Below are 24,444 nucleotides of genomic sequence, written 5' to 3' on the forward strand. Positions count from 1 at the left end.
GTGAAAATATGAAAATCAGCAAAAATGAGGAAGAAATTTATCAATACATGCGAATCCATCAATTCCATACCCTATTTTCATTTCATGTCTTGCCATATGTAGAGCTGCATTCTTTTCAAACGAAAGAGATGATATGTAGTGAAGGAAATGCTCTCCCTTATCTCTATTACTTGATTTCTGGGAGAGCCAAAATATATATGAGTCATAAAAACGGGAAGGTTTCATTAATTAATTTTATTCAAGCACCATCTTTTATCGGGGAATTAGGATTAATAGGGGTAGAAAATATTACTAAGTCCGTTGAAGTACTAGAAGATTGTGTGTGTTTGGCACTTCCTCTTAAAGATTGTCAGCAACTTTTATTACAAGATGCAACATTTTTACAGCACTTATGCAAATTTATTGGAGAAAAGACAATTACTCGCACTGAAAATTACGCAAAAAACTATAGTTATCCTTTTGAAAATCGATTAGCTGCTTTTATTTTATTAACAGAACAAAATAATTGTTATATAGAAAAGCATACCGAGGCCTCGGAATATTTAAATGTCAGCTACCGTCATCTTTTATATGTATTAAATCAGTTTTGCCAACAAAATTATTTAAGAAAAGAAGGCCGAACATATTATATAAAAGATCGAAATACATTAGAAAAACTTGCTGATGAACTAAAAATATAAAAAAACAGCATTAACATATAAACGTTAATGCTGTTTTTTCGAGTGACGAGTATAATTTTAATTAAAATTTACTTGCTACTTTAGCTGCTTCTTCAAGACCTGCAGCAATAATTTCTTCTGCTTTATCTGGGAATTGGTTATGTCCTTCAATAACTACTGTTTCCATGTTTGTTGCGCCGAAGAAGCCCATCATACTTGCTACATATTTAACAGCCATTTCTACCTCAGCTGCTGGACCTTCTGAATATACGCCGCCTCTTGCATTTAATAATGCAATCTTCTTATCTCCAATTAGGCCAACTGGACCCTCTGGCGTATATTTGAACGTTTTACCAGCACGGTTTAAATAATCAATATATGTGTGCAATACTGCTGGAATCGTTAAGTTCCATAATGGGAAGCCGAAAACAACTTTATCAGCTTCTAGGAATTGATTTAAATACTTATCAGCAACTGCTACTGCTTTTGCTTCTTCTTCTGTTAAATCAAATCCTTTACCTACCTTGAATGTACCATTGATCATGTCTACGCCTACGTATGGTAATTCTTCTTTATATAAATCAAGTTCTACTACTGTATCATTTGGGTGTGCTTCTTTATAGTTTGCTAAAAATGCCTCATATAATTTTACACTAACTGCTTGTTCCGCTGGACGGTTATTTGCTTTAACGAATAAAACTGTTGCCATTATTTATTCCTCCTAGTACTCACTCTTATGTTGTTATATGCTTTCAAAAAAGGTATCCCTTGTAATTGTTGTTTTGTTGCTTACAAACATATTTTATCTTTATATAAAGACAATTTCGTCCTCACATAGACGTATTTTTCCATAAAAAAAGTCCACCTTCTAAAGGCGAACTTGGTCTTACGACTTTCGTCTTATACAATTCCATTTTTAACTGCATATAATGCCGCTTGCGTACGATCAGATAAATTCAACTTACTCAAAATACTACTTACATGCGCCTTAACCGTCTTTTCTGTAATAACTAAAACAGATGCAATTTCCTTATTGCTCATCCCTTTCGCTAATAGCTGCAATACTTCATTTTCTCTCGCTGTTAGCACATCCACTTGAATAGAAGATTCTTCTTCCTTTTCTTCTACAGGTAATGTTTGAGAGAGAAGAGCATTTGCTATATCCGGATGTAATTGAATATTACCTTTATATGCGCTTCGAATAGCCTCAACAAGCTGATCTGGTTCTACATCTTTTAAAATATACCCACTTGCTCCAGCCCTTAATGCAGGTAACACATGCGCCTGATCAGAAAAGCTAGTTAATACAATTACTTTCACATTTGGATACTCTTTTTTTATATATGCCGTCGCCTCAACACCATCCATTTCAGGCATATATAAATCCATTAATATAACATCGGGATTTGTTTCTCCTACTTTCACTAACGCTTCTTTCCCATTATTCGCTTCTCCAACTAACTCTAAATCTTCCTGTGTACTTAAGAAAAATGCTAATCCTTTTAAAACGACTGTATGATCATCAACTAACAATACTTTTATTTTCACAAACTTCCCTCATTTTCACATCATAATGGTACATTTACTTTTACGCTCGTTCGTTTATTACTACTTACAATTTTAATTGTTCCACCAACTAATTCTACTCTTTCACGCATCGTAGTCATACCTAGTGATTTCTTTTCTTTTATATTCTTTTCCACAAAGCCCTTTCCTTGATCAACTATTTCTAATGATACATTTTTCTCATTCACTGTAAAATAAATCGTCGCTTCTTTTACACCTGCATGCTTACTTACATTGTTCAGTGCTTCTTGGCCTATGCGCCACAAAGCTTCTTCTACTACACGAGGTAAATCACGAACACCCGTAACTTGCTCCCTAATTTTCAGTCCCAAATTTTCACCGTACTGCTTTAGAGCTGGCAATAATCCTTTTTCTAATCCTGCCGGACGAAGCTGCCAAATTAATGTCCTCATTTCTTTCAAAGCTCCTTGCGCAAGTTCACGCATCTCATGCAAAGATTGATCTACCTTTTCATTTTTACCTTTTAAAACTGCCTCGGCGCCTTTTGTCATGAAGGTTAATGAAAATAATTTTTGCGAAACAGAATCATGTAAATCTCTTGCTAACCGATTTCTTTCTTCCATTCGTACAAGTTCACGGCGCTGCTCGTTTAACCTCAAATTCTCTATTATTAACGAAACATGGTTCGATAATGCTTGAATTACATCTATTGTATTAGCATCAAACTCTCCATTATTCAAACTAACACATAAAACACCAAATATATGGTTTTGAATATGTATTGGTGTAGCAATAACAGCTCGATTTAGATGTACATTATGTCCTATTTGATGTTTTATTAGAACTGGTTCATCTTGTTCTAACGCCTTCTTGGCCGCCTCTTTTACATCCTCTTGTAACTCTTCCTGAACGTAAGACGCTCGCAGAGATAATTCTTTTTCCTCCCTAATAAAAAGCGCTACTTGATTCCATTGAAATACTTCACCTACGTGATTTACCACCTTTTCAGGTAGTACATTAAACTTATGAATCATTTTTAAATCTTGAATGAAACGCTCTAATTTCACATAATAATGTGCTCTTCTCTTTTCATTTTCATATAATTTTGTTCGCTTTAAAGCCGTACCAATTTGGAAGGCAACCGATTGGAGTAATACTAATTCTTCTTCTGAAAAATGTGTTTTACCCGGACTTGCAACATTTAACACCCCAAATTTTTCTCCCCCAGCTTTTAAAGGAACCGTAGCATGATGAAGAATGCCCTCCGTATCCCCCCAATTATATTCAATTGCATTATTAATTCTTTTACATTCAATAATATTAACGGCTCTCTCTAATTTTCCATCTACAAAACCTCGTAAACACCAACATTCACCTTCGCACATCGGGCGTTTATTTTCATATGTAAGTGCCTCTGGTAATTGATAATCAATTAACTTCGTATACTTCCCATTTTCATCCGCAAGAAAAATCCATCCTGTCGTTAAACCTGTTACACTTAGCAATTTCTCGAGGACAGCTTGCAATACATGATATGTATCATTTGATGTATTTAATGTTTCTGCAATTTCCTTTAATATAACTAATTCATTCGTACGATTATCTCGAAACATACTCATTCTCCTGCATACAAGATTTTAAATAGCTCTTAAAATAAATCATCTACTTTTCACTTTGTACTTATTCGTAACATTGATATAATGGTGAAAACATAGTTTTCATTATATCACTCGAGGGGGCTTTCATAATGACATTAAATAAAGCACTTACTATCGCTGGTTCTGACACAAGTGGCGGTGCTGGTATACAAGCAGATTTAAAAACATTCCAAGAACTGGGCGTATACGGAATGACATCTCTTACAACAATCGTAACGATGGATCCACATAACGGTTGGGCACATAACGTATTTCCAATCCCAGCTTCTACATTAAAACCACAATTAGAAACAACAATTGAAGGTGTTGGCGTAGACGCTTTAAAAACAGGTATGCTTGGATCAGTAGAAATTATTGAAATGGTTGCAGAAACAATCGAAAAGCACAATTTCAAAAATGTAGTAGTTGACCCTGTTATGGTATGTAAAGGTGCAGATGAAGCATTACACCCTGAAACGAACGATTGCTTACGTGACGTTCTTGTGCCAAAGGCATTAGTTGTAACGCCAAACTTATTTGAAGCTTACCAATTAAGCGGTGTGAAAATTAATTCTCTTGAGGACATGAAAGAAGCAGCGAAGAAAATCCACGCTTTAGGTCCCAAATACGTACTAATTAAAGGCGGAAGCAAACTTGGTACGGAAACTGCAATCGACGTCCTATATGATGGAGAAACATTCGAACTTCTAGAATCAGAAAAAATCGATACAACCAATACACACGGTGCAGGTTGTACATATTCTGCTGCAATTACAGCAGAACTTGCAAAAGGAAAACCTGTGAAAGAAGCAGTAAAAACTGCTAAAGAATTCATCACAGCTGCTATTCGTTACTCATTCAAAATTAACGAATACGTAGGTCCAACTCACCATGGTGCATATCGTAAATTCGTTGTATCAAAAGAACTTGTCTAATATATAAATAAAAACACTCACAAGGTTCATACATTGCCTCTGTGAGTGTTTTTATAAGCTTTATGTCTTCCGGTCATCTTATCTTTAAGATGCAGAGCTGACCTTATTTCTACCATTTCGTTTCGAGTAGTATAACGCATCATCCGCCGCTTGAATAAATTGCTCTGATGCCCCTTCATACTCTGAAACCCCTACCGAAACTGTAATTTTTATTTTTGTTCCATCTAACAATTCAAATGAATGTTTTTCAACAGCTATACGAGTTTGTTCCCCAACATGAATTCCATAAGCTATTCCTTTCCTTGGTATCAAAAGCGCAAACTCCTCTCCACCCTTTCGAAAAACCAAATCCGGAAATGCTGACATTTCTCGCAAAATATGCCCTACTTGTTTTAACACTTCGTCTCCCGCTGGGTGCCCATACGTATCATTTACATGCTTAAAATGGTCAATATCTATAAGTAGTAAACAAAGTGAATCGTTTTTCAAGTGTTTATTACTAATATGACGATTCATCTCTAAATCAAACTGTCTTACGTTTCCTAGACCTGTCAATGCATCTATCGTTGCGTATTGCTTCATCGTTTGAAATAGCTCATTGGATTGTAAAACATAATTTGCACTTATGAATGTTATGTAACCTGTAATAATACTAGAAATTAAATATAATCCCACTATGTGGATCTCTTTAATTAACCATATATATAACGCTGGGATTAGAATAGATAAAATATATGCGTGTAACCATACCCACTTTTCCCCTAAAGAAAGCTTCATACGCGAAATAAAGATACTCCCTATTCCTATCGCAATGATTGTATAAAAGGCCACTTGAGAAGCTAATGAATAATCCATAAACAACAGTCTAGTTACTAAAATCATAATAATTGTTATGGTACTCGCTATCGGCCCTCCAATAATAACAGCTAGAATAACAGCTAAGTAGCGTAAATCCAATAGGATGGTACCAACACGAACACCGAAATACATTAGTAATATACCTAGTATCCCAGTAAAAATGCCTACTACACATTTCTGCCCAAAAGAGAATCCTTCTTTTAACGGCTTATCTCTTAAAAGCTGACCTCCAACAAAAATAAAGGAAAGAATAATTGTTGTATTTACAAATAAGTCCCTTAACATAAAATGATCTCCTTACTTTTCTATCTATCCCTTTCCTTACTTTATTGTATACGAAATCCCTATAATTCCCAAAGTTTTTATTTATTTTTTGCTGTTCCACGTGAAACAGCAAAAAATAAAAAGGGCGAAAACTCGCCCTTTTTCATTAACAACAGCGTGATATTTTTCCACCCTTTGCGTTAAATCTTGCTTCTTGTGCCTCAGCAAAAAATTGCTTTTGACATAAAACCTCTTCTTCAGGATGATGCTTTTTCATATGCTCCACATATACTTCATAACTTGGTACCCCAACGAGCAAACTAATAAAGCGCTTCCTTTCCCCCCATACTTGCCACAGCTTTTTAAGCATAGTTCCTCGACTCACTTTCACCTCTAGGAATATATGGTGCCTCTTTTAACGGCATTGGCTTATTTCTTAATACTTGTATCCAAATTCGAAGTGCTGAAATTAACACAGCGATTACAACTATCATAAAAATCCCACAAAGCGCTGCATCAATATAATCATTGAAAATAATTTGCTTCATTTGAGCGACATTTTTAGCTGGCGCTAACACTTTTCCCTCATCTAATGCTCTCTGAAATACCTTTGCATGCGATAGAAATCCAATTTTAGGATTTTCATGAAATAGCTTTTGATACCCCGCCGTCATTGTTACAATCAGCAACCCGACAGTTGGAATAAGTGTTACCCAAACGTACGCCTTTTTTCCCATTTTGAACAAAATTGTCGTTCCAAGTAATAATGCAATACCTGCTAGCATTTGATTTGCAATACCGAAAAGTGGCCATAATGTATTAATTCCACCGAGCGGATCTATTACCCCTTGGTATAAGAAATATCCCCACCCTAATACACATAATGTTGTAGCGATTACATTCGCTAATGTAGAATCCGTTTTCCCAAATGGCTTATATACATGCCCTAAAATATCTTGAATCATAAATCGGCCGACACGCGTTCCGGCATCAATCGTTGTTAAAATAAATAGGGCTTCAAAGAGAATCGCAAAATGATACCAAAATGCCATCATGGCCGTTCCACCTATTACTTGTGAGAAAATATATGCCATACCTATCGCTAATGTTGGCGCACCACCTGTACGTGATAAAATCGTTTGCTCTCCAACATTTACAGCGAGATCTTTTAGTTCATTTGGTGTAATAGCAAATCCCCATGAGGAAATAACTTGAGCTGCCTGCGAGACATCTGTACCGATAAGTGCTGCGGGACTATTAATTGCAAAATACGTTCCCGGTGTTAATACACAAGCTGCAATCATCGCCATCGCTGCTACAAACGACTCCATTAACATTGCTCCATAACCGATTGGCTGTGCGTGTCCCTCTTGCTCAATCATCTTCGGCGTCGTACCTGATGAAACAAGAGCATGGAATCCAGACACTGCACCACAAGCAATAGTAATAAATAAGAAAGGGAATAGGTTTCCAGAGAACACAGGACCAGTTCCATCAATAAATTTCGAAACTGCTGGCATTTGTAAATCTGGTGCTACAATTAAGATACCGATTGCTAACCCTACAATTGTTCCGACTTTTAAAAATGTACTTAAATAATCACGTGGTGCTAAAAGCATCCAAACTGGTAATGCAGATGCAATAAATCCATATACAATAAGCATAATAGCAATTGTTTCACCACTAAATGTGAACATACTTGCAAGTGTTGGATTTTCTGCTACATACTGTCCTCCAACAAGAGATAAAATAAGTAGGATAATACCAATTACTGATCCTTCTCCAACACGACCAGGCCTAATATAGCGCATATAAACTCCCATTAAAATAGCGATAGGAATCGTTGCTGCTATCGTAAACATTCCCCAAGGACTTCCGATTAGTGCCTTTACTACGACCAACGCTAATACTGCTAATAAAATAATCATAATTCCTAAAATACCTATCATTGCAATTAGTCCTGTAACAGGTCCAATCTCATCTTTAATCATTTCTCCTAACGATTTACCATTACGTCTCATTGAAGCAAATAAAATAACAAAATCTTGGACAGCCCCCGCAACAACTACCCCAACAATAATCCAAATGGTCCCTGGTAAATACCCCATTTGTGCCGCTAAAATCGGTCCTACTAAAGGTCCCGCTCCAGCAATCGCTGCAAAGTGATGTCCAAACAATACCCACTTATTTGTTGGAACATAGTCTTTCCCATCATTTAATGTATGGGCTGGTGTTTGCCGATTATCATCTAAATTAAAAACCTTTCTCGCTATAAATCTACTATAAAAGCGATAAGCAACTGCATATACACATACGGCAGCTACTAAGAGCCATACAGCATTAATGGTTTCACCTTGTGATAAAGCTATTACCCCAAAAGCACCTGCTCCTACTGCTGTAATAACGCCCCAAAGTAAAATCGATTTCAATGTCTTCACATACAATTCCCCCAATACTATTTCTTAGTGGAGATTGTACTAAATTTTCTGAATATTTAACTTGAATCCTCCCTATCATGAAGGATTTTCAGTTTATCATGTTAAAATACTCTCATTATCTACTATAATTCAATGTTATTTCGAAGGCGTTTTACATAATTACGACTGACTGGAATCGGTTGCTCATCATACCTATCTAAATACAAATTATACGTGCCATTATAATAAGGTTTCAGTTCTTTTACATATGACATATTAATTAAATAGCTTTTATGTACACGTAAAAAATCATATGCATTTAGCTTATTTTCTAATTCCTGAAGTGTATATGTTGAAATATACTGATTATTCGTTGTGTAAATTGAAACAGTTTTATTTTCTTTATTTTTACTTACATATACGATATCTTCTGGAAGAATATATCGTATGCCCTCTTGACTTTCTATCGGTAGTTTTCGCAAATAACTCTTTGCTTTCTCACCTTGTTCTTTACCTATTTTATATAAAAGAAATTGTAAATCTTCTTCACGAAATGGTCGCAATAAATAATAAAATGCTTGAAAACGAAAAGCTGTAATAGATTCTTCTATGTTTTCACCTACAAAAATAAATTTTGTATAGCAATTTATTTCTCGTAATAAACTTGCATATTCAAAACCAGTACCATCTAGTAATTTGGAACTTAAAAAAACAAAGTCTGGTATATGTTTTTTCATCATAAATAAAGATTCTGTTCCTGTCTTTGCTTCAAAACATTCTACATTTCTCATATTTTCAGTGAAATTTTCAGCTAACTCTCTTCTCTCTTCTGCCTCTTCCATAATCAGTAAAATTTTCATTTCTTCAACCACCTAATTCTTTGTCCATATGTCCTGTTGTATACATTCGCTTTTATAAGAAATAATCCCTTTTTCTTACTATACCATTATTTATCTAAAAAAACAGAAAAAAGGAAACCACTTCGGTTTCCTCTCCCCCTTTATCCCGTACTAACTGCCTATAAAGAGACAAGTAGTGTAGGATGATAAACGATCCAGGATACGTTTAAATTTTCACTTTATACTAATTCTCGTTGCTTCGTTTCCTGTCCAAGTATTATTACAGCGAATACACCAATTAAAATTGATCCACAGAAAATCGTAAATATTAATGATAGTGAAGCTTCTGAGGCAACTAAATATCCCACTAATAGTGGCCCAAGGATACCACCGATACGACCAAATGCTGCTGCCATTCCTGCACCTGTACCACGAATAACCGTTGGATACTGCTCAGGTGTATAGGCGTATAATGCTCCCCAAGCACCTAAGTTAAAGAAGGATAGTAGCATACCTGCCACAATTAATACTGTTAATGAATCCGCAACCCCAAACAAATAAGCACTGCAAGCTGTCCCAATTAAATACGTAACCAAAACAAATTTACGACCGAGACGTTCAATAAACCAAGCAGCGGTGAAATATCCTGGAAGTTGAGCTAATGTCATAATAAGTACGTATTGGAAACTTTTTATTAAACTAAACCCTTTTAGCACCATTACACTCGGTAACCAAAGGAACATTCCATAATAGGAAAAGACAACACAAAACCATAGAATCCATAGCATAATTGTTGCTTTACGATATTCCCCCGACCAAACTGATTTTATATTTTCAATAACAGATGGCCTTTTTTCAACTTTTTGGAACCTTGGGGAATCCGGTAAATTCCATCTTAAATATAAAGCATATAGTGCTGGAATTGCACTCAATACCATCGCAACTTCCCAACCATATTTAGGAATAACAAAATACGAGATAAGAGCTGCAATTAGCCATCCACCTGCCCAAAAACTTTCTAATAACACAACAATTTTCCCACGCTCATGCGCTTCAACACTCTCTGATACTAGTGTAGAGGCAACTGGAAGCTCTCCGCCAAGCCCCATACCAATTAAAAAGCGTAAAACGAGAAACATTGCAAGTGTTGTTGTTAATGCAGTTAAACCACTACCGATAGAAAATAACAATAATGTAATAATAAAGACTGATTTCCGCCCTATTTTATCTGATAGTATCCCAAAAATAAGCGCTCCTACCGCCATACCGATTGAGTTAATACTGCCTATCCAGCCCATTTCTTGCGTACTTAATCCCCAATCCTTTTGCAAGGCTACCATTACAAATGAAAGCATTCCAACATCCATTGCATCAAATAGCCATCCAAGCCCAGCTATACCAAGTAGTTTGCGCTTCGAAATTTCTTTTACCTTGCCCACTAGAAGTCCTCCTCACACAGGTGTCTTTACACATCATTTTACATGTGTGAATTGTATAAGTAAAATACTTTTGTGTAAAAAATTCTCCTTCATCATTCCCAAAAAGTAAAACGTCTATCCCGATTGGTGAGAGCTAATAATCAGTGGGGATGCCTCACTAATTAAAGTTTCAATTTATTAAAAATGAACAAATAAAAAAAGCAGCGATATTTCGCTACTTTTTCGAACGCATTACTTCTTTTAAAAATTCCGCTAATACTAACTGACGACGCCAGCGTGTTGGATTACTGCATAATCTATAAAACCACTCTAAATGAATCGCTTGAATCCATTTTGGTGCACGTTTTACCTCTCCAGCCCATACGTCTAAACTTCCACCCACTCCAACAGCCATTTTCGTTTCTAAACGATACTTATTGTTTTGGATAAAGTTCTCTTGTTTCGGGAAACCAAGTGCAACAAGTAATAAATCTGGTTTTGCTTCTTGAATGCGAGAAATAATATTCTCTTCGTCTTCTTGTTTAAAATAACCATCTTGTATACCGGCGATGGATACAGCTGAATATGTCTTTGTTAAATGATCTGCTGCAGCTTGTACAACATGCGGCTTTGCACCTAATAAGAAAACAGATACCGGCTTACTATCTTCAGATAACTTCGCAAGTAAATTACACATTAAATCAAAACCTGCTACACGTTCTTTTAAAGGTGTACCAAGCATCCCGCTTGCCTTTACAACCCCAATACCATCAGGTGTAATTAAATCTGTATTCAATAATGTTTGATAGAACTTTTCATCCTTTTTTGCGCACATAACAATTTCAGGGTTTGCTGTTACTACCTGAAACGTATGAGTTCGCTCCGCTTCTAGTTGTTCTTTTAAATATTGGACCGTTTCATCCATTGTCATTGTAGAAAAAGGAACGCCTAGAATATCAACTGTTTGTACTGCCATAGTTAACTATCCTCTCTATCATTACAAGTTTTTCGCTATTAATTGCTTATATGTTTCCTTTGTATCTTCATATAGTTTTTGAAGTGAGAAGTTCATAGTAGCATGCTCATAAATATGTTTACCCATTGCTGCTAACTCTCCAGTTTTCCACTTATCATACGCTTCTTCTAAAGCTAATGCTAATGCCTTTCCATCACCTGTTGGCACAATCCATCCGTAAGTTTCATCTACGATTAATGGTTCAATTTCTCCAGCCCTAGTCACAATTGATGGTACGCGTTGATTTGCCGCTTCTAATAAAACTAGTGGGAACCCTTCACTATGGGAAGTTAATAAATTTACATGTGACGACGCAAATAATTGTTTTACATCTTGACGATGTCCTAAAAACTCTACTTTATCGTTAATCCCTTTTTCAGTAGCTAATGACTTTAGATTTTCTTCTAATGGGCCATCGCCAACTAATAATACTTTAATTTTCTCTAATTTTGTTTGTTGTAACGCATCGAATAAAACTTCATGTCCTTTGACAGGATGTAATCGTGCTACTTGGATTGCCGTAAATACATCTTCATCAATATTGAACATTTCTTTTTTATTATAGCCTTCTGCTTTTTCCTTATCGTATTCAATTCCATTATAAATAACATGCATCTTTTCATTTGAAATACCTAATGCTGCCAGGCTTTTTTTCAATCTATTTGTTACAACGAAAAATAAGTCTATATTTTTTAAGGCTTTCAAATTTAATTTCGTAAAAATCCAACCTTTTAAGCCCTGTTTAGTAAAGTCTTGAAATGGATCACTATGAATAGTCGTTACCCATTTTGCCTTTATTCTCTTTTTCATTAAAGAAACATAGAAATTAGCCCTAGGGCCATGTGTATGAACTACATCAAATTTTTCTTTATTAATAAATTCACTTATATTCTTTAAAATGGATAAATCATAGCGCGATTTTTGTGAAAACACATGGACTTTTATCCCTAACTCCCTTGCTTCCTTCGCAACAATTCCATCTTCAAATACTGCTAATTCTACTTCACCAGTTGGAAACTGATCGAGAAGTGAAATAATATGTGTTTTCCCTCCCCCATCTTCTGCTCCTGCATTCATATGCAATATTCTCATATTTTTTCCTCCTTTAAATCCTCGCTACGTTTCCATCTATTTTTATTTTACTGTACTAAAAAATAAAAGCTAACAAAAGTTAGCTTTTATTTTTATCATTCAATTTCTAGGTCTACTATTAGATAAGCTAACACCACTACAAAGTAAATCCCAACTCCTGGTGCTGTTAAAATATGTCCTGCAATATAAGCAATACCTAACGCTAACAATAAGCTTGCTGAAATCATTCCATATTTTATATTGAATATGTCCTTAAATCTCGTAGCAAATGCTAGTAAAATTCTTAGCCCGTAATAAATAAATGGAATCATTAGTAATACAAAGCCAATAATCCCGAAATCATAAAACCAATCATGGAAGTCCATTTCAATTAGTTTTGGATCTGGCTGCTTTTGTTCATTGTATTTAAAGTTACCTGCATAACCCATTCCTAATAACTTTTGTGACATTGGCGCTTCTTTAAAGAACTGCTTATGTCTTTCTTCATATACTTGACGTCCACTGAAAATAAGATTTTCTTGATTTTCTTTCTTTTGCTCTTTCTCAAGCTCTTTCTTAACTTCCTCTTCTATCTTCGCCTTTTCTTCTGGCTTTTCAACTTTATGATGATTTTCTTCTTTTGCTTTAAGTTCTTGCTCTTTTTTCAGCTTCTCTTTAATTTCTTTTTCTTTTTGACCTTGCTGTGCCACATTTTGCTCTGATAAATAATTATTGTGAATACCCATATTTTGTGCTAATGGTGTTTGTTTAAACGTCCCAACTACACCAGCTAATAGGACCATAGCAATTACTGCATTAAGCGCAAGGGATTTTTTGTTCGGATTTTTTCTATCAAATAATAATTGTAGTACAATGATTCCGATTGCTGCCCCTAACGTAGCACCAATTGAGCCCATTCCAACTTTTGTACCGACTTGAATTAGCGAATAAATCATTAAAAGTGATGGAATCCAATATAAAATGTGTTTCCAGCTCTTTGTTTTTTGAATAGAATATAGTACCACAATAGGGAAAATAATAGCTAAGATTGAACCTAGTTCATTCCCTGCATAGAACCAACCTCGAGAACCAACCTTCATCCATTCATAACTACCAAAGTCAGTAGATGTTGAAATAGAAATAACCATAATTGCGTTAATGATTAATGTAGAATATACAATACTATTTCGAACCTTATCACTAATATTAACTGTCTTTTTCAATGATTTTAAAGCTAAAATGTATGATCCCAGCATGATATATATATACAATGCTTTCGCAACGAATTTAACCTCTTCACCAAGTACAATAGGATTTTTAACTAGTTTGTTATTAATAAACCCTATCCCTAAAACTCCGGCTAATAATATAAGATAAATTAAAAACTTTCTATTTTCCTTCTCTTTTGCCTGAATTAAAATGTAAATACCACCAACAGCCATAATAAGGAATCTTACTAAAATTCCAACGGTAGCATTTGACTTTAATAAAGTGATGCTAAGAGACGTTAATAAATCTAAAACAGGCTGTAAAATAATAAAAAAGAGCAAAAAATGCTCAAATCTAACCCTAGCTTGATTTGCTAACATTCCAAGACCTCCATACAAAATCTTAACATTATCTTTTAATCATAATTTTTTATCATTCAAACACACCTAGCAATTATAACATAACTCATATTCAAATCGAGAACTATTTTTCCAGCTAAAACTAGCCAGGACAAGTATTAATAAGTAATAAAAATCATCGTCCTTTAGCTATACTCCCCTATTTTTACAAAATCTATCTAACAACCATCCCCTTATTTTTGTCAGTATATACATATTTTTTTATCATTTTATACAAATATAAATATCTCACCTCTAATTGTAATATTTCCTAAATTAACAACATCAAAAAATGTAAAATTAATCTTTTCATATCTTTTTCAGATTACTTTATAGTTATTTTCCAAACATTTTCAAACGCTTTCTTTATGAATTTTATCCGTTTTTCTACATGTAGCGAAAAGTAATTGTTATTTCCAATACTTTAGTGTATATTTTTTCTCTGGAACATCTTTAAGAGGAAGGGATTAAGGCCATGTTATTAATCGATATATTTACGTTTCTTGGCATTATCGCCGCTGCCATTTCTGGTACATTAGTTGGTTTAAAAAAAGATTTAGATTTATTTGGTGTCCTTTGTTTAGCTGTAGCCACTGCGCTCGGCGGCGGTATTATTCGTGATATCATGATTGGTAACCTGCCCCCTGTCGCATTTGTAAAACCCATTTACTTTTTCGTAAGTGTGTTATCAGCATTATTTACTTGTATGTTTTTTGAGCGTATCAATAAACTTCAAGTCGTTATTATGCTTTCTGATGCTGTTGGCTTAGGCGTTTTTACAGCTATTGGTGCAAATGCGGCAATGTCACATCATGTTGACGCCTCATTTCTAGTTGTTTCAATGGGAGTCATTACAGGTATTGGAGGCGGTATTTTGCGTGACATTTGTGCTCAAGATATCCCTTACGTATTCCGAAAAGAGATTTACGCAATCGCTTCTATCTTAGGAGCAATTAGCTTCCTAATTACACACGCTATGGGGGCGCACGTATTAGCTTTCTATGTTTGTTTATTAGTAACATTCGTTATTCGTGTCGTCACTGTAATATATAATGTGCATTTCCCTGTCTTCTTTAAAACACATGCTAAAATTAATAAAGGCCATTAAGAGAATTCTAGATAGAATTCTCTTAATTTATATACTATTCAACGAACTAATATAGAGTAATTATATATAAGCATATATAATTACTCTATATTAGTTTTAAAATTGAAAACGTTTTATATACAGGGGGAAGAATGATGCTTGGGGTTTTCAAAAAAAATATTAATAAAACAAATGCCAGTATAATCGAATTAAGTAAGAACCAACAAATAACTTTTAATGTACCTACTAATTCTGAATTAAAAATTCAAATGGATATGCTACATATTTCAAAAGAAGATTTACAAGTTGTAAAAGTGCTACAGCCTTTTATTTATGCAGAAATTGATTGGATTACTGAAAAATTCTATGCCAACATTACAAAACAACCTAATTTAATTACTATTATTGAGCGTTACAGCTCTATTCCAAAACTAAAACAAACTTTAAAAACACATATTAAAGAATTATTCAGCGGCAATATGCATGAAGATTTTATTGAACAGCGTGTTAGGATTGCCAAAAGGCATGTACAAATTGGTTTACATCGAAAATGGTATACTGCTGCTTATCAAGAATTATTCCGCTCTATCATGAAGATTTTGCAAACAAAAATAACGACAATCGATGATTTTTCATATTCTATAAATGTTATAAATAAATTATTCACTCTTGAACAAGAACTTGTTCTTGCAGCTTATGAATCTGAATATGAAAGAATGCAAAAAGAGCATGAGAAAGAAAAAGAATTAACTGCTATGACAATTACGCATATCGCAACAGAACTAGCTGCTGTATCTGAAAAAACAAGCTCTTCTATTCAAAAACTAACCGCCAAATCTGAAACTATTGTAGAGATTGCTAAAACAGGTACATCATTAGCTACAACATCTGAAGAAAAAGCGAATAAAGGGAAAGAACAATTAAACCAGCAAAACAAACGAATGGGATCTATTCAAATGAATATGGAAACGATTATTACAGATACTCATGAACTTCTCAATATTTCTAACAAAATTAATGAAATCATAGATATTGTTAAATCGATTGCGGAGCAAACAAATTTACTCGCACTAAATGCTGCTATTGAGTCGGCACGTGCTGGAGAATTTGGGAAAGGGTTTTCTGTTGTTGCTGGCGAAATCCGAAAATTATCAGAGCAAACGAAAGAATCTATATTTAACGTTACAAAGCTCGTCGAAAAAACAAATGAACAAATTACTCGTGTCTCGTCTTCTGTGAAACAAATTAGCTCTCTCGTATCGGAAGGAACAGATAGTATGTCGGCAACAGATCGATACTTCCAAGAAATCGTAAAAGATATGTCTAACTCAAAAGAACAGAATAAGAAAATTGAACACGAACTACAAGCTATTTCACAAGTAATGAAAGGAATTCAAGATGATTCCTCACAAATGGCTCTAACAGCCGATAATTTGCAACTAGAACTAAATCGATAAGATGAAATTTAGTAGTCAAGCATACTTTTCATCTGTACTAACTACTAAATTTCATCTTCCATCAAAAAAAAGAATCCAGAATGGATTCTTTTTATTTTCTGAAAAATATTTTTTGACAATACACATAACTCATATAAACACCAAAGCTCTGCAAAATAAACAATGCTGGCATAATTACATTGTAATATGCCATATCTACTTGGAAGAGCTTTAACAATACGTATCCACTAATTAAAAATAAGAACAACATATATCCCTCATTTTGTTGTTTCTTAATAAGGAAGTGTAATAGAGCTATAGTCATAAACAATGTTACGGCTATATATATCAGTTTTTCATATTTGAAAAGAATAGAATTTATCCCCTCATCTGAAAACTGATTTATCATCGGTTCTAAAAGTTTAAATCTTTCTCCCTCAATCTCTTTTAACTTTTGATCAATATGCTCTGTTACACTTTGATTTTTCGATATTTTTTCTTCATGTTGCGTTTTTCCAATTAAAACAGATTGAACATACGTCTCATTCGCAATCGTATATTGTGACATTCCCATTGTCTTAATTCCATAATTCACACCAAAATGGGCACTATAAAATAGAATAAGTATCCCTATCATCTTTAGTAACACCTTTTGTTTCGTTGCTGATTGAAATACTTCGATTAATAATACATATACCGTGATAAAAATAGGAAGAAATAATCCCATTGGGAAAATCATATTACTAAATGCAAATAAAATCGCTGAAAATACCCACATATAAGGATGATCTAATCCTTTATATAAAAGTATGTAACAAGCAAAATAAAATAAAAATATTGCAAGTGACTCAGGAGTTAATACGGAACTCATGAATATATTTGGAATATACAGAGCATAAAAGATAGAAGCAATACGACCGCATTCTTCTCCAAAAACCATTGCTGCAATACGATAAATAAAAAATGCGGTTCCTGCGCAAAATAACACATTAAATAGTTGTAAAGCGAATAATGTATCACCAAATATACGAATAATTACTGACTCATATATAATAAAAGGTAAATGAGTTACAGTCTCTATATTATTACCAATTGCAATCTGCTTTGCAGACTCATAGATCACTTTCATATCACCAATTATTGGAGCGTCTACAAATAACAGCATACTAAGTCTCACAACTATAGATATACTTATAAGAAAAATAAGAAATTGTTTATCTGTAAAACGATATTGTAGAATTGATGCCACTAACAAAATGAGTATGATAAAAATTGCTAATATGATTGTTACACTTGTTGTACTTCCTCCAAAAAATTGCTTACTTGTCTCAAATGCTGCCCAACAACTATAAACAAAAAATGCGAGCATCGCACCGATTGTAATTTTATTGAAGAAAGATGAAAAATTTGTTTGTATATGATTCATATGTCCATTGCACCTCTATTTCCATTCATAACAAAACGATTCTATCATGAATGAGTACACGGCTGATAGAGAATTTCTATGACAAATACATAGCCATTACTTTTTACTTGCAATGTAAGCGAATCCTCTTTTACACTACATTTTAGATAAAATAAATTTTCTTTCAGTTACATGAATACAAATACAGAAGTTTAAATAATCCTCTTTTGGAATACACTTTACTTCATTAAATATCTAATATGAGTAATCCGCTTACACATATTATTCTGATTGAAAACAGACTATAGGGGCTGAATATATGGAAAAGAAATTCATGCGAGAATCTAAAGCAATTAAGACAACACGTGTTTTTCCTAACGATTTAAATAATCACCAAACACTTTTTGGAGGGAAATTATTAGCAGAAATTGATAGTATTGCTTCGATTGCGGCTGCAAGACATAGTCGTAAACATTGCGTAACAGCATCTATTGATTCAGTTGATTTTTTAACTCCAATTCACCAAGCTGATTCTGTTTGTTATGAAGCATTTGTATGTTATACAGGGAAATCTTCAATGGAAGTTTTCGTAAAAGTAATCGCAGAAAATTTATTAGCAGGCGAGCGTAGAATTGCTGCTACTTGCTTCATTACATTTGTGGCTATAAAAGATGGAAAACCTTCGTCCGTACCACAAGTACTCCCTGAAACTCAGGAAGAACATTGGTTACACACAACCGGTTTAGAACGCGCGGAAAACCGAAAAAAGGGACGTTTAAAAAGTAAAGAGATGGCTGAAGTTTTAACTTTAAGTAAGCCATGGAATATATAATACGATACTCTCACTTCATACATGCACAGGTTTATTTCATCCTTGCATGTATTTTTTATTGTAAAAAATTCTAGCTCTTATCTTTTCTTTACTGTGCGTCTCCTAAAATAACCCACCAGTTTTTCCTTTATTTTGCTATACTATTAATGGTATATTAGATAAGGTTCGTTTAAAAATAACTATAATATAATTAAGTATATAAGGGATGGTGCGATAATGTCTATTGAGGTACCAATTTCAATACCAAAAACGTTAATTATTATTCCTGCGTATAACGAGGAAGAAGCAATTGCAGATACATTAACAAGATTATTAAAACTAAAACAGCATTTTACAGAATTAAGCATTTGCGTTATTAATGATGGATCACATGATAAAACAGCTCAAATCGTAAATGATTTTCCTGTTCACCTTGTGAACTTACCATATAACCTAGGTATTGGCTCAGCTGTACAAACTGGTTATAAATACGCTTATGAGAATGGATATGATATTGCGATTCAGTTCGATGCTGATGGGCAACATAATCCTGATGATTTGTACAAAATTATAAAACCTATTGCTGAAGACCAATGCGATATGGTGCTAGGTTCACGTTTTACAGAGAAAACAGCCTATAAAGGTAGTATTTCTAGAAGAATTGGTATTTTTTATTTTACTGCTCTACTGAAAGTACTAACAAAACAAACCTTTATGGATCCAACTTCTGGGTATCGTGCTATCAATAGAGAAGTAATTAAGATTTTTGCACATAATTATCCAAAAGATTATCCAGAACCAGAAGTCCTTATTCATTTAAAAAAGAAAAAATTACGCATTAATGAAATATCCGTAAATATGCAAGAGCGTCAAGGTGGACAATCTTCTATCACACCTCTTAAATCTGCATATTACATGATTAAAGTAAGCCTTGCTATATTGATGCAAAAAATTGTGAAAGGTTGATAATAAATGCCTATAATTACCTTTTCATTTATCTTCATTCTATTATTATTTTTATTAATTATTAATTCCATTCGTCGTGGAGCTTTAGAAACTAAATATGCCATTTTATGGATTTTTGTTTGTGTTGCAATGGCTATTTTAAGTTCTACTGAAAAAATTATAAATTGGATTGGCCAACTATTACACGTAGAATATCCTCCATCTGTCTTATTCTTATTTGGACTATTATTCTGTTTCATATTAATTTTTGACTTAACAAGAAAAATTTCTAAATTACATCATCAACTTGTAACGTTAACGCAAGATTATGCGTTATTAAAGCAAAAATTAAAAGTAACGCAGCCTGAAACCGATAACGAATAGTTTTCTATTTAAATATGAATATATACAAAAAAACATCTTAATTTTTTTAAAAAATTAAGATGTTTTTTATTGCAAACTATTTTTTTCTAATTAATAATTTACTAATTTTCATAACAGTTGCCACGGTCCCAACTCCAATTATAATAAATAAGAATGGTATTAACGGTAATGCATATCGTTCATATGCAACATAAAAACATGTTAAAGCTGTTTGCAATAAAAGGATTGACCATAAAAATGTAGTCTCTCTCCACCTTTTTAAAAGGAAAATAAATGAAAGTACTGTACATATTAAAAACGTCGTCTTAATAAAATTATATATTTCATTCATATCCTTTGCAGAAACATTGAATACTTCAATATTATGTTCTATAGAATAATACGGTTTTTTCCAAAGAATTTCTGGCTTCAAAACTAAATAACTCTCTATCATAGATTCCTTATCAGTTTTCCACCATTCCTTCATTTTATCAATCGCTATTTTTTCTTCTAATTCCATAAATTCATGTGCTTCAAGATTAGGGTATTTTGCATGTAACTCTATTTCAAGTTCCCCCATATCCTTACCTTCTGGGTAACCTTTCCCTTGATACGTTCCAAGTAATAACGGATTCCCTGCCCCAGCAGTTAGTGGGATAAATTTATCAAATTGAATGTAATTGCGAGCCCACCATGGTCCAAGTACGATAAGTCCTATTCCTATGCTTATAATCGCTTGCTTCATCATAATACGGAATGGGTAGCGTTTCATTAAAAGATACCCAAATAGTAAGATTGGATATAAGGCAATTTGTACACGGAGGTACAGTGCTAAAAAGTAGAAAATTAATACAATCAGAAGATGTTTCGTTTTATGAGTATCAGCTAATTTTAAACTCCAATATACTAATCCTAATGAAAGGAATAGAAACGGCCCTTCTGTTAAAGTTAAATTTTCCATAACAATCTCTGGAGGATACACAGCTAATAAGAAAGCACCTATTAATCCTGCAGCAGAATTTAATAAATAAGTACCAATCTTATAAGTTAGCAAAATACTAAGTACCCCTAATAGGATAATAATTAATTTTGCTACAAAAAGACCTTCACTTCCATTTCCAAAAAAATAAAATACAACAGCTAATAAAGCTGGAAAACCCGGCATAATATGAATCGTTGGTTTATCTGGTTCATGATATGTTAACATCCCTGTTTCCAATAAAATATTTGCCGTTTTTTGATAACCTATATCATCGCTAGCTATAGATAGATCTGCACCATGTGTTTGTAAAGTTGCAAAACGAAGTGCAAAACCGACTATCATAATAATCCCTAAAAGGATTATATTAGATTTGCGAGTAAATCGCCCTAACATCTCATCTTCTCCCTTCAGATACATAATTTTCAAAATATATTTCTATATTTTTACAACACAATACGTTCTATAATAAATACTTTTTATACAAAGTACAACAATAGAAAGTTGATTTACAAAGTTTATATGCGTTAAACTTATACAGATGTTCTTGTAATCTTCTTCCTTCCAAAAGGCTTGTATATATGATGCAAGACATAAAAAACTTGAGGAGATAAAAATTCTATGATGGAACAAAAGCAACTTGTTTCTGTTGTCATACCCCTGTATAACACGGAAAAATATATTGAAGAAACGATGCAGTCAATACTAGATCAAACATATAAAAACATTGAAATTGTAATTGTAGATGATGGAAGTAAAGATCAATCACCTTCTATTGTGAAAAACCTTGCTGAAAAATACCCAGGGCAAGTAAAATACGTTCATCAAAAAAACCAAGGTGTTTCGGTAGCACGTAATACAGGTATCGAAAATGCTAGCGGAGAATATATCGCTTTTCTTGATAGTGATGACTTATGGCATCCAACTAAAATTGAGAAGCAAGTCGAAAGTATGCATAAAAACGAAATGGACGCGTGCTATTGTGGTTATATGAATTTCTACGAAGAAACAGGCGAGAAGGTTGAACATACAACAAACTTTATTAAAGGTGATATGGCAAAAGCATTCCTAACACATCAAGTTGTGGCTCAAACAAGTACTTGGATTTTCAAACGATCCATCGTAATGAATCATAACATTCGTTTTACACCAGGATGTAGTTGGGGCGAAGATTTAGAGTTTTTATTTAAACTTATGAGTGTGACAAATGTATGTTATGTCGATGAATACTTAACTTATTATAGAATCTTATCAGAAGGAAATCTTTCTTCTAAGTATAAAGATTATGAATTAAAAACGACAAAAGAGCTAGAAGTATTCAATCGTATGAAAGATTGGGTACATAACAAATCTCAAGATTTCATTACAAAAGACCCTCAGTCACTGATTGAGATTCTTGAGACTTATTTATTCCCTTATACAGTCATCAATAACGCTTGTATATATATTAAAGAAAACTCTCGATTAGATAAATCACAAGTTCAATTAATCAAAAAAGATATAAGGAAATATTGCCGTAAAATCTATTCAAAGAATGGAAAGCGTAGTAAAAAACTATATGCAATGCTTTGGTTTGTACGAATTAAATCTCTGTTTTCTTAAACTGAAAATATAACGATACTCTCTCTTTCTGTGAACAAATCAAATTTACAAATAGGACAAGCTAACCGGGTCCTAAAGAATAGAAAGGTCTTTTCTCATGAAAACAAATAAAATTCTAAAAAACGCATCCTACCTGTTTGTAGGAAACATTACTGTCCGTTTTGTACTGGCTATTGCAACAATTTTCTTTGCAAGGTATGTTTCTCCAAGTGATTACGGTATGTTTACAACTGCGTTAGCAGTTTCAGCTGTTATTTGTTACTTTACAGATGCAGGTTTAACACATACGTTTATGCGTGAAGGAACGAGAAGCGATGCTAATATTAGCGTGCTAATAAGTAGTTACTTACGTATTCGTTTAATATTAGCTATCATAATTTCTGTACTTTTCGCTATTTTTGCCCAGTTCTTCTATCCCGATGCTTACTTACGCACGATGGTATATTGGGTTGTTCTACCAACAATGTTCGGAGCAACCTTACAAGGTGTTGGAATGGCTTACTTCCAAGTAACAGAACGCATGCAATTTACAGCTATTATTTCTGTACTACAAGGTGTAACTGCTGCTGCTGCCCTATTACTAGGGATGTCTTTCCAATGGTCACTTATGATGGTTGCTGCCATGTACGGGGTATCTAGTCTTGTAACAGGTGTTATCGCCTTTATAATGACAATACGTTATACGAAGGTCCATAAGGGTTGGGATAAAGGCATTTTAGATCAACTACTTATTTTTACAATCAATGGCATCATCATTATGCTCTTACCACAATTGGGCCCTATTATATTAGAAAAGGTTTCAACGTATAATCAAGTTGGATTCTTTGGTGCTGCATCTAAAATACCTGCTGTACTATATCAAATACCTGGAGTAATTGCAGCGGCCTTTTATCCAAGGCTTTTTGCTTTTGGTAATGAGAAAAATATTGAAGAACATAGAAAATTATCAAGTTTTGAATTAAAACTTATGTCTTTTTTAGGAATGGGAATTTCTATCCCCTTTATTGCGGATCCAAGTTTCTGGATTGTTAGTTTATTAGGAGAAGAATACGCTCCCGCCGGTGACGCTCTTGCTATTCTAGCGTTTATGGTTATTTTACAATCAATTAACTATCCACTAGCCGATAATTTAACAACGATTGGCCAGCAATGGAAACGTGCAACAACAATGACTATTGGATTAGTTGTTGCCATCATAGGTTATATTGTATTAGGTAGTAAATATGGAATGATGGGAGCAGCTGCCGCAGCTATCCTTACCGAAATTACACTATTAATCGGATTTACCCTCTTTATTCGTAAAGGCATGCAATTATTAGTTAAAGGAATTATATTTAATTCCTTAGCCTTTATTATTAGTTACGGTATATACCGAATTGCATTAATCAACTTACCGCCACTAATTGCTTTAACTCTTACTGGTATACTATACGGTATAATTGGAATTGGAATTGATCCTCAAATACGTGGATTTGTTTTAGGGTTTATAAAACAAAAGCTCATTCGCAAACATGCTTAAAAGCAAAAAGCTTTTCCTATTTAAAAATGGAAAAGCTTTTTGCTTTTTTT

22 protein-coding genes and 1 pseudogene are annotated in these 24,444 nt (G+C 33.7%); 10 read left to right on the forward strand and 13 right to left on the reverse strand.

Annotated elements, in window-relative coordinates; translation table 11 throughout:
* The first annotated feature begins 8 nt into the window (after positions 1 to 8).
* Positions 9 to 680 carry a transcriptional regulator YeiL gene (locus tag GD442_RS26400; protein ID WP_006921968.1) on the forward strand — a complete coding sequence of 224 codons (672 nt, stop codon included), beginning with the start codon at positions 9 to 11 and terminating at the stop codon, positions 678 to 680.
* A 61-nt stretch (positions 681 to 741) separates the two neighbouring features.
* Here the strand turns inward: GD442_RS26400 and GD442_RS26405 are convergent, their stop codons facing one another.
* From GD442_RS26405 to GD442_RS26415, 3 genes are all read right to left on the reverse strand, one after another.
* The gene (locus GD442_RS26405; protein WP_000246735.1) at positions 742 to 1,368 is read right to left on the reverse strand and encodes an FMN-dependent NADH-azoreductase; all 627 of its coding nucleotides are present in this window, start codon (positions 1,366 to 1,368) and stop codon (positions 742 to 744) included.
* A 191-nt stretch (positions 1,369 to 1,559) separates the two neighbouring features.
* The gene (locus GD442_RS26410) at positions 1,560 to 2,207 is read right to left on the reverse strand and encodes a response regulator (protein ID WP_000695801.1); all 648 of its coding nucleotides are present in this window, start codon (positions 2,205 to 2,207) and stop codon (positions 1,560 to 1,562) included.
* 20 nt (positions 2,208 to 2,227) lie between these two features.
* The gene (locus tag GD442_RS26415; protein ID WP_000488138.1) at positions 2,228 to 3,799 is read right to left on the reverse strand and encodes a GAF domain-containing sensor histidine kinase; all 1,572 of its coding nucleotides are present in this window, start codon (positions 3,797 to 3,799) and stop codon (positions 2,228 to 2,230) included.
* Positions 3,800 to 3,933: 134 nt separating this feature from the next.
* On the opposite strand from GD442_RS26415, the gene pdxK reads away from it, so the two are divergent.
* The gene (pdxK, locus tag GD442_RS26420; RefSeq protein ID WP_000174260.1) at positions 3,934 to 4,758 is read left to right on the forward strand and encodes a pyridoxine/pyridoxal/pyridoxamine kinase; all 825 of its coding nucleotides are present in this window, start codon (positions 3,934 to 3,936) and stop codon (positions 4,756 to 4,758) included.
* Positions 4,759 to 4,842: 84 nt separating this feature from the next.
* Here pdxK and GD442_RS26425 read toward each other — a convergent pair whose 3' ends face one another.
* From GD442_RS26425 to GD442_RS26460, 8 genes are all read right to left on the reverse strand, one after another.
* Complete coding sequence (locus GD442_RS26425; protein ID WP_000942917.1) at positions 4,843 to 5,901, reverse strand: GGDEF domain-containing protein; 1,059 nt, start codon at positions 5,899 to 5,901, stop codon at positions 4,843 to 4,845.
* A gap of 145 nt (positions 5,902 to 6,046) precedes the next feature.
* Positions 6,047 to 6,250, reverse strand: coding sequence for a YbdD/YjiX family protein (locus GD442_RS26430; protein ID WP_000914503.1), 204 nt, complete (start codon positions 6,248 to 6,250; stop codon positions 6,047 to 6,049).
* Complete coding sequence (gene cstA / locus GD442_RS26435) at positions 6,243 to 8,318, reverse strand: carbon starvation protein CstA (protein ID WP_159365233.1); 2,076 nt, start codon at positions 8,316 to 8,318, stop codon at positions 6,243 to 6,245. The genes GD442_RS26430 and cstA overlap by 8 nt, the downstream gene beginning before the upstream one ends.
* 122 nt (positions 8,319 to 8,440) lie before the next feature.
* Complete coding sequence (locus GD442_RS26440; RefSeq protein WP_000698256.1) at positions 8,441 to 9,157, reverse strand: LytR/AlgR family response regulator transcription factor; 717 nt, start codon at positions 9,155 to 9,157, stop codon at positions 8,441 to 8,443.
* A gap of 218 nt (positions 9,158 to 9,375) precedes the next feature.
* The gene (locus GD442_RS26445) at positions 9,376 to 10,575 is read right to left on the reverse strand and encodes an MFS transporter (RefSeq protein WP_000521075.1); all 1,200 of its coding nucleotides are present in this window, start codon (positions 10,573 to 10,575) and stop codon (positions 9,376 to 9,378) included.
* A gap of 214 nt (positions 10,576 to 10,789) precedes the next feature.
* Complete coding sequence (locus tag GD442_RS26450) at positions 10,790 to 11,530, reverse strand: WecB/TagA/CpsF family glycosyltransferase (protein WP_159365234.1); 741 nt, start codon at positions 11,528 to 11,530, stop codon at positions 10,790 to 10,792.
* A 21-nt stretch (positions 11,531 to 11,551) separates the two neighbouring features.
* The gene (locus GD442_RS26455; RefSeq protein ID WP_001221227.1) at positions 11,552 to 12,661 is read right to left on the reverse strand and encodes a glycosyltransferase family 4 protein; all 1,110 of its coding nucleotides are present in this window, start codon (positions 12,659 to 12,661) and stop codon (positions 11,552 to 11,554) included.
* Between the two features lie 95 nt (positions 12,662 to 12,756).
* A complete protein-coding gene (locus GD442_RS26460; protein WP_000880755.1) occupies positions 12,757 to 14,229 on the reverse strand; it encodes an O-antigen ligase family protein in 1,473 nt (490 codons plus the stop codon).
* A 493-nt stretch (positions 14,230 to 14,722) separates the two neighbouring features.
* On the opposite strand from GD442_RS26460, the gene GD442_RS26465 reads away from it, so the two are divergent.
* From GD442_RS26465 to GD442_RS28545, 3 genes and pseudogenes are all read left to right on the forward strand, one after another.
* Positions 14,723 to 15,355: a trimeric intracellular cation channel family protein gene (locus GD442_RS26465; protein ID WP_000924371.1), complete on the forward strand. Its 633-nt coding sequence runs from the start codon at positions 14,723 to 14,725 to the stop codon at positions 15,353 to 15,355.
* 134 nt (positions 15,356 to 15,489) lie between these two features.
* Positions 15,490 to 16,035: pseudogene (locus GD442_RS28540) on the forward strand (protoglobin family protein); the annotation flags it as partial.
* A gap of 54 nt (positions 16,036 to 16,089) precedes the next feature.
* A complete protein-coding gene (locus GD442_RS28545) occupies positions 16,090 to 16,791 on the forward strand; it encodes a methyl-accepting chemotaxis protein (RefSeq protein ID WP_370658441.1) in 702 nt (233 codons plus the stop codon).
* A gap of 91 nt (positions 16,792 to 16,882) precedes the next feature.
* On the opposite strand, the gene GD442_RS26475 is transcribed toward GD442_RS28545, so the two are convergent.
* The gene (locus tag GD442_RS26475) at positions 16,883 to 18,196 is read right to left on the reverse strand and encodes an ArnT family glycosyltransferase (RefSeq protein ID WP_017672920.1); all 1,314 of its coding nucleotides are present in this window, start codon (positions 18,194 to 18,196) and stop codon (positions 16,883 to 16,885) included.
* A 298-nt stretch (positions 18,197 to 18,494) separates the two neighbouring features.
* Between GD442_RS26475 and GD442_RS26480 the strand changes: the two genes are divergently transcribed.
* From GD442_RS26480 to GD442_RS26490, 3 genes are all read left to right on the forward strand, one after another.
* Positions 18,495 to 19,007 (forward strand): acyl-CoA thioesterase, encoded by a 513-nt coding sequence (locus GD442_RS26480; RefSeq protein WP_000412126.1) that lies wholly within the window; start codon positions 18,495 to 18,497, stop codon positions 19,005 to 19,007.
* 216 nt (positions 19,008 to 19,223) lie between these two features.
* Positions 19,224 to 19,952 carry a glycosyltransferase family 2 protein gene (locus GD442_RS26485; RefSeq protein ID WP_000021476.1) on the forward strand — a complete coding sequence of 243 codons (729 nt, stop codon included), beginning with the start codon at positions 19,224 to 19,226 and terminating at the stop codon, positions 19,950 to 19,952.
* A gap of 6 nt (positions 19,953 to 19,958) precedes the next feature.
* Entirely contained in the window at positions 19,959 to 20,315 is a 357-nt protein-coding gene (locus GD442_RS26490; protein ID WP_001121768.1) for a DUF2304 domain-containing protein, read from the forward strand.
* Between the two features lie 76 nt (positions 20,316 to 20,391).
* Here the strand turns inward: GD442_RS26490 and GD442_RS26495 are convergent, their stop codons facing one another.
* A complete protein-coding gene (locus tag GD442_RS26495; protein ID WP_000901470.1) occupies positions 20,392 to 21,669 on the reverse strand; it encodes a glycosyltransferase family 39 protein in 1,278 nt (425 codons plus the stop codon).
* 225 nt (positions 21,670 to 21,894) lie between these two features.
* On the opposite strand from GD442_RS26495, the gene GD442_RS26500 reads away from it, so the two are divergent.
* Together GD442_RS26500 and GD442_RS26505 are read left to right on the forward strand one after the other, a co-directional pair.
* On the forward strand, positions 21,895 to 22,875 hold the full coding sequence (locus GD442_RS26500; RefSeq protein WP_000970523.1) for a glycosyltransferase family 2 protein: 981 nt from the start codon (positions 21,895 to 21,897) through the stop codon (positions 22,873 to 22,875).
* A 97-nt stretch (positions 22,876 to 22,972) separates the two neighbouring features.
* A complete protein-coding gene (locus tag GD442_RS26505; RefSeq protein WP_159365235.1) occupies positions 22,973 to 24,394 on the forward strand; it encodes an oligosaccharide flippase family protein in 1,422 nt (473 codons plus the stop codon).
* Positions 24,395 to 24,444: the final 50 nt, after the last annotated feature.

Source organism: Bacillus sp. A260 (assembly GCF_009861435.1).
Lineage (GTDB): Bacteria > Bacillota > Bacilli > Bacillales > Bacillaceae_G > Bacillus_A > Bacillus_A cereus.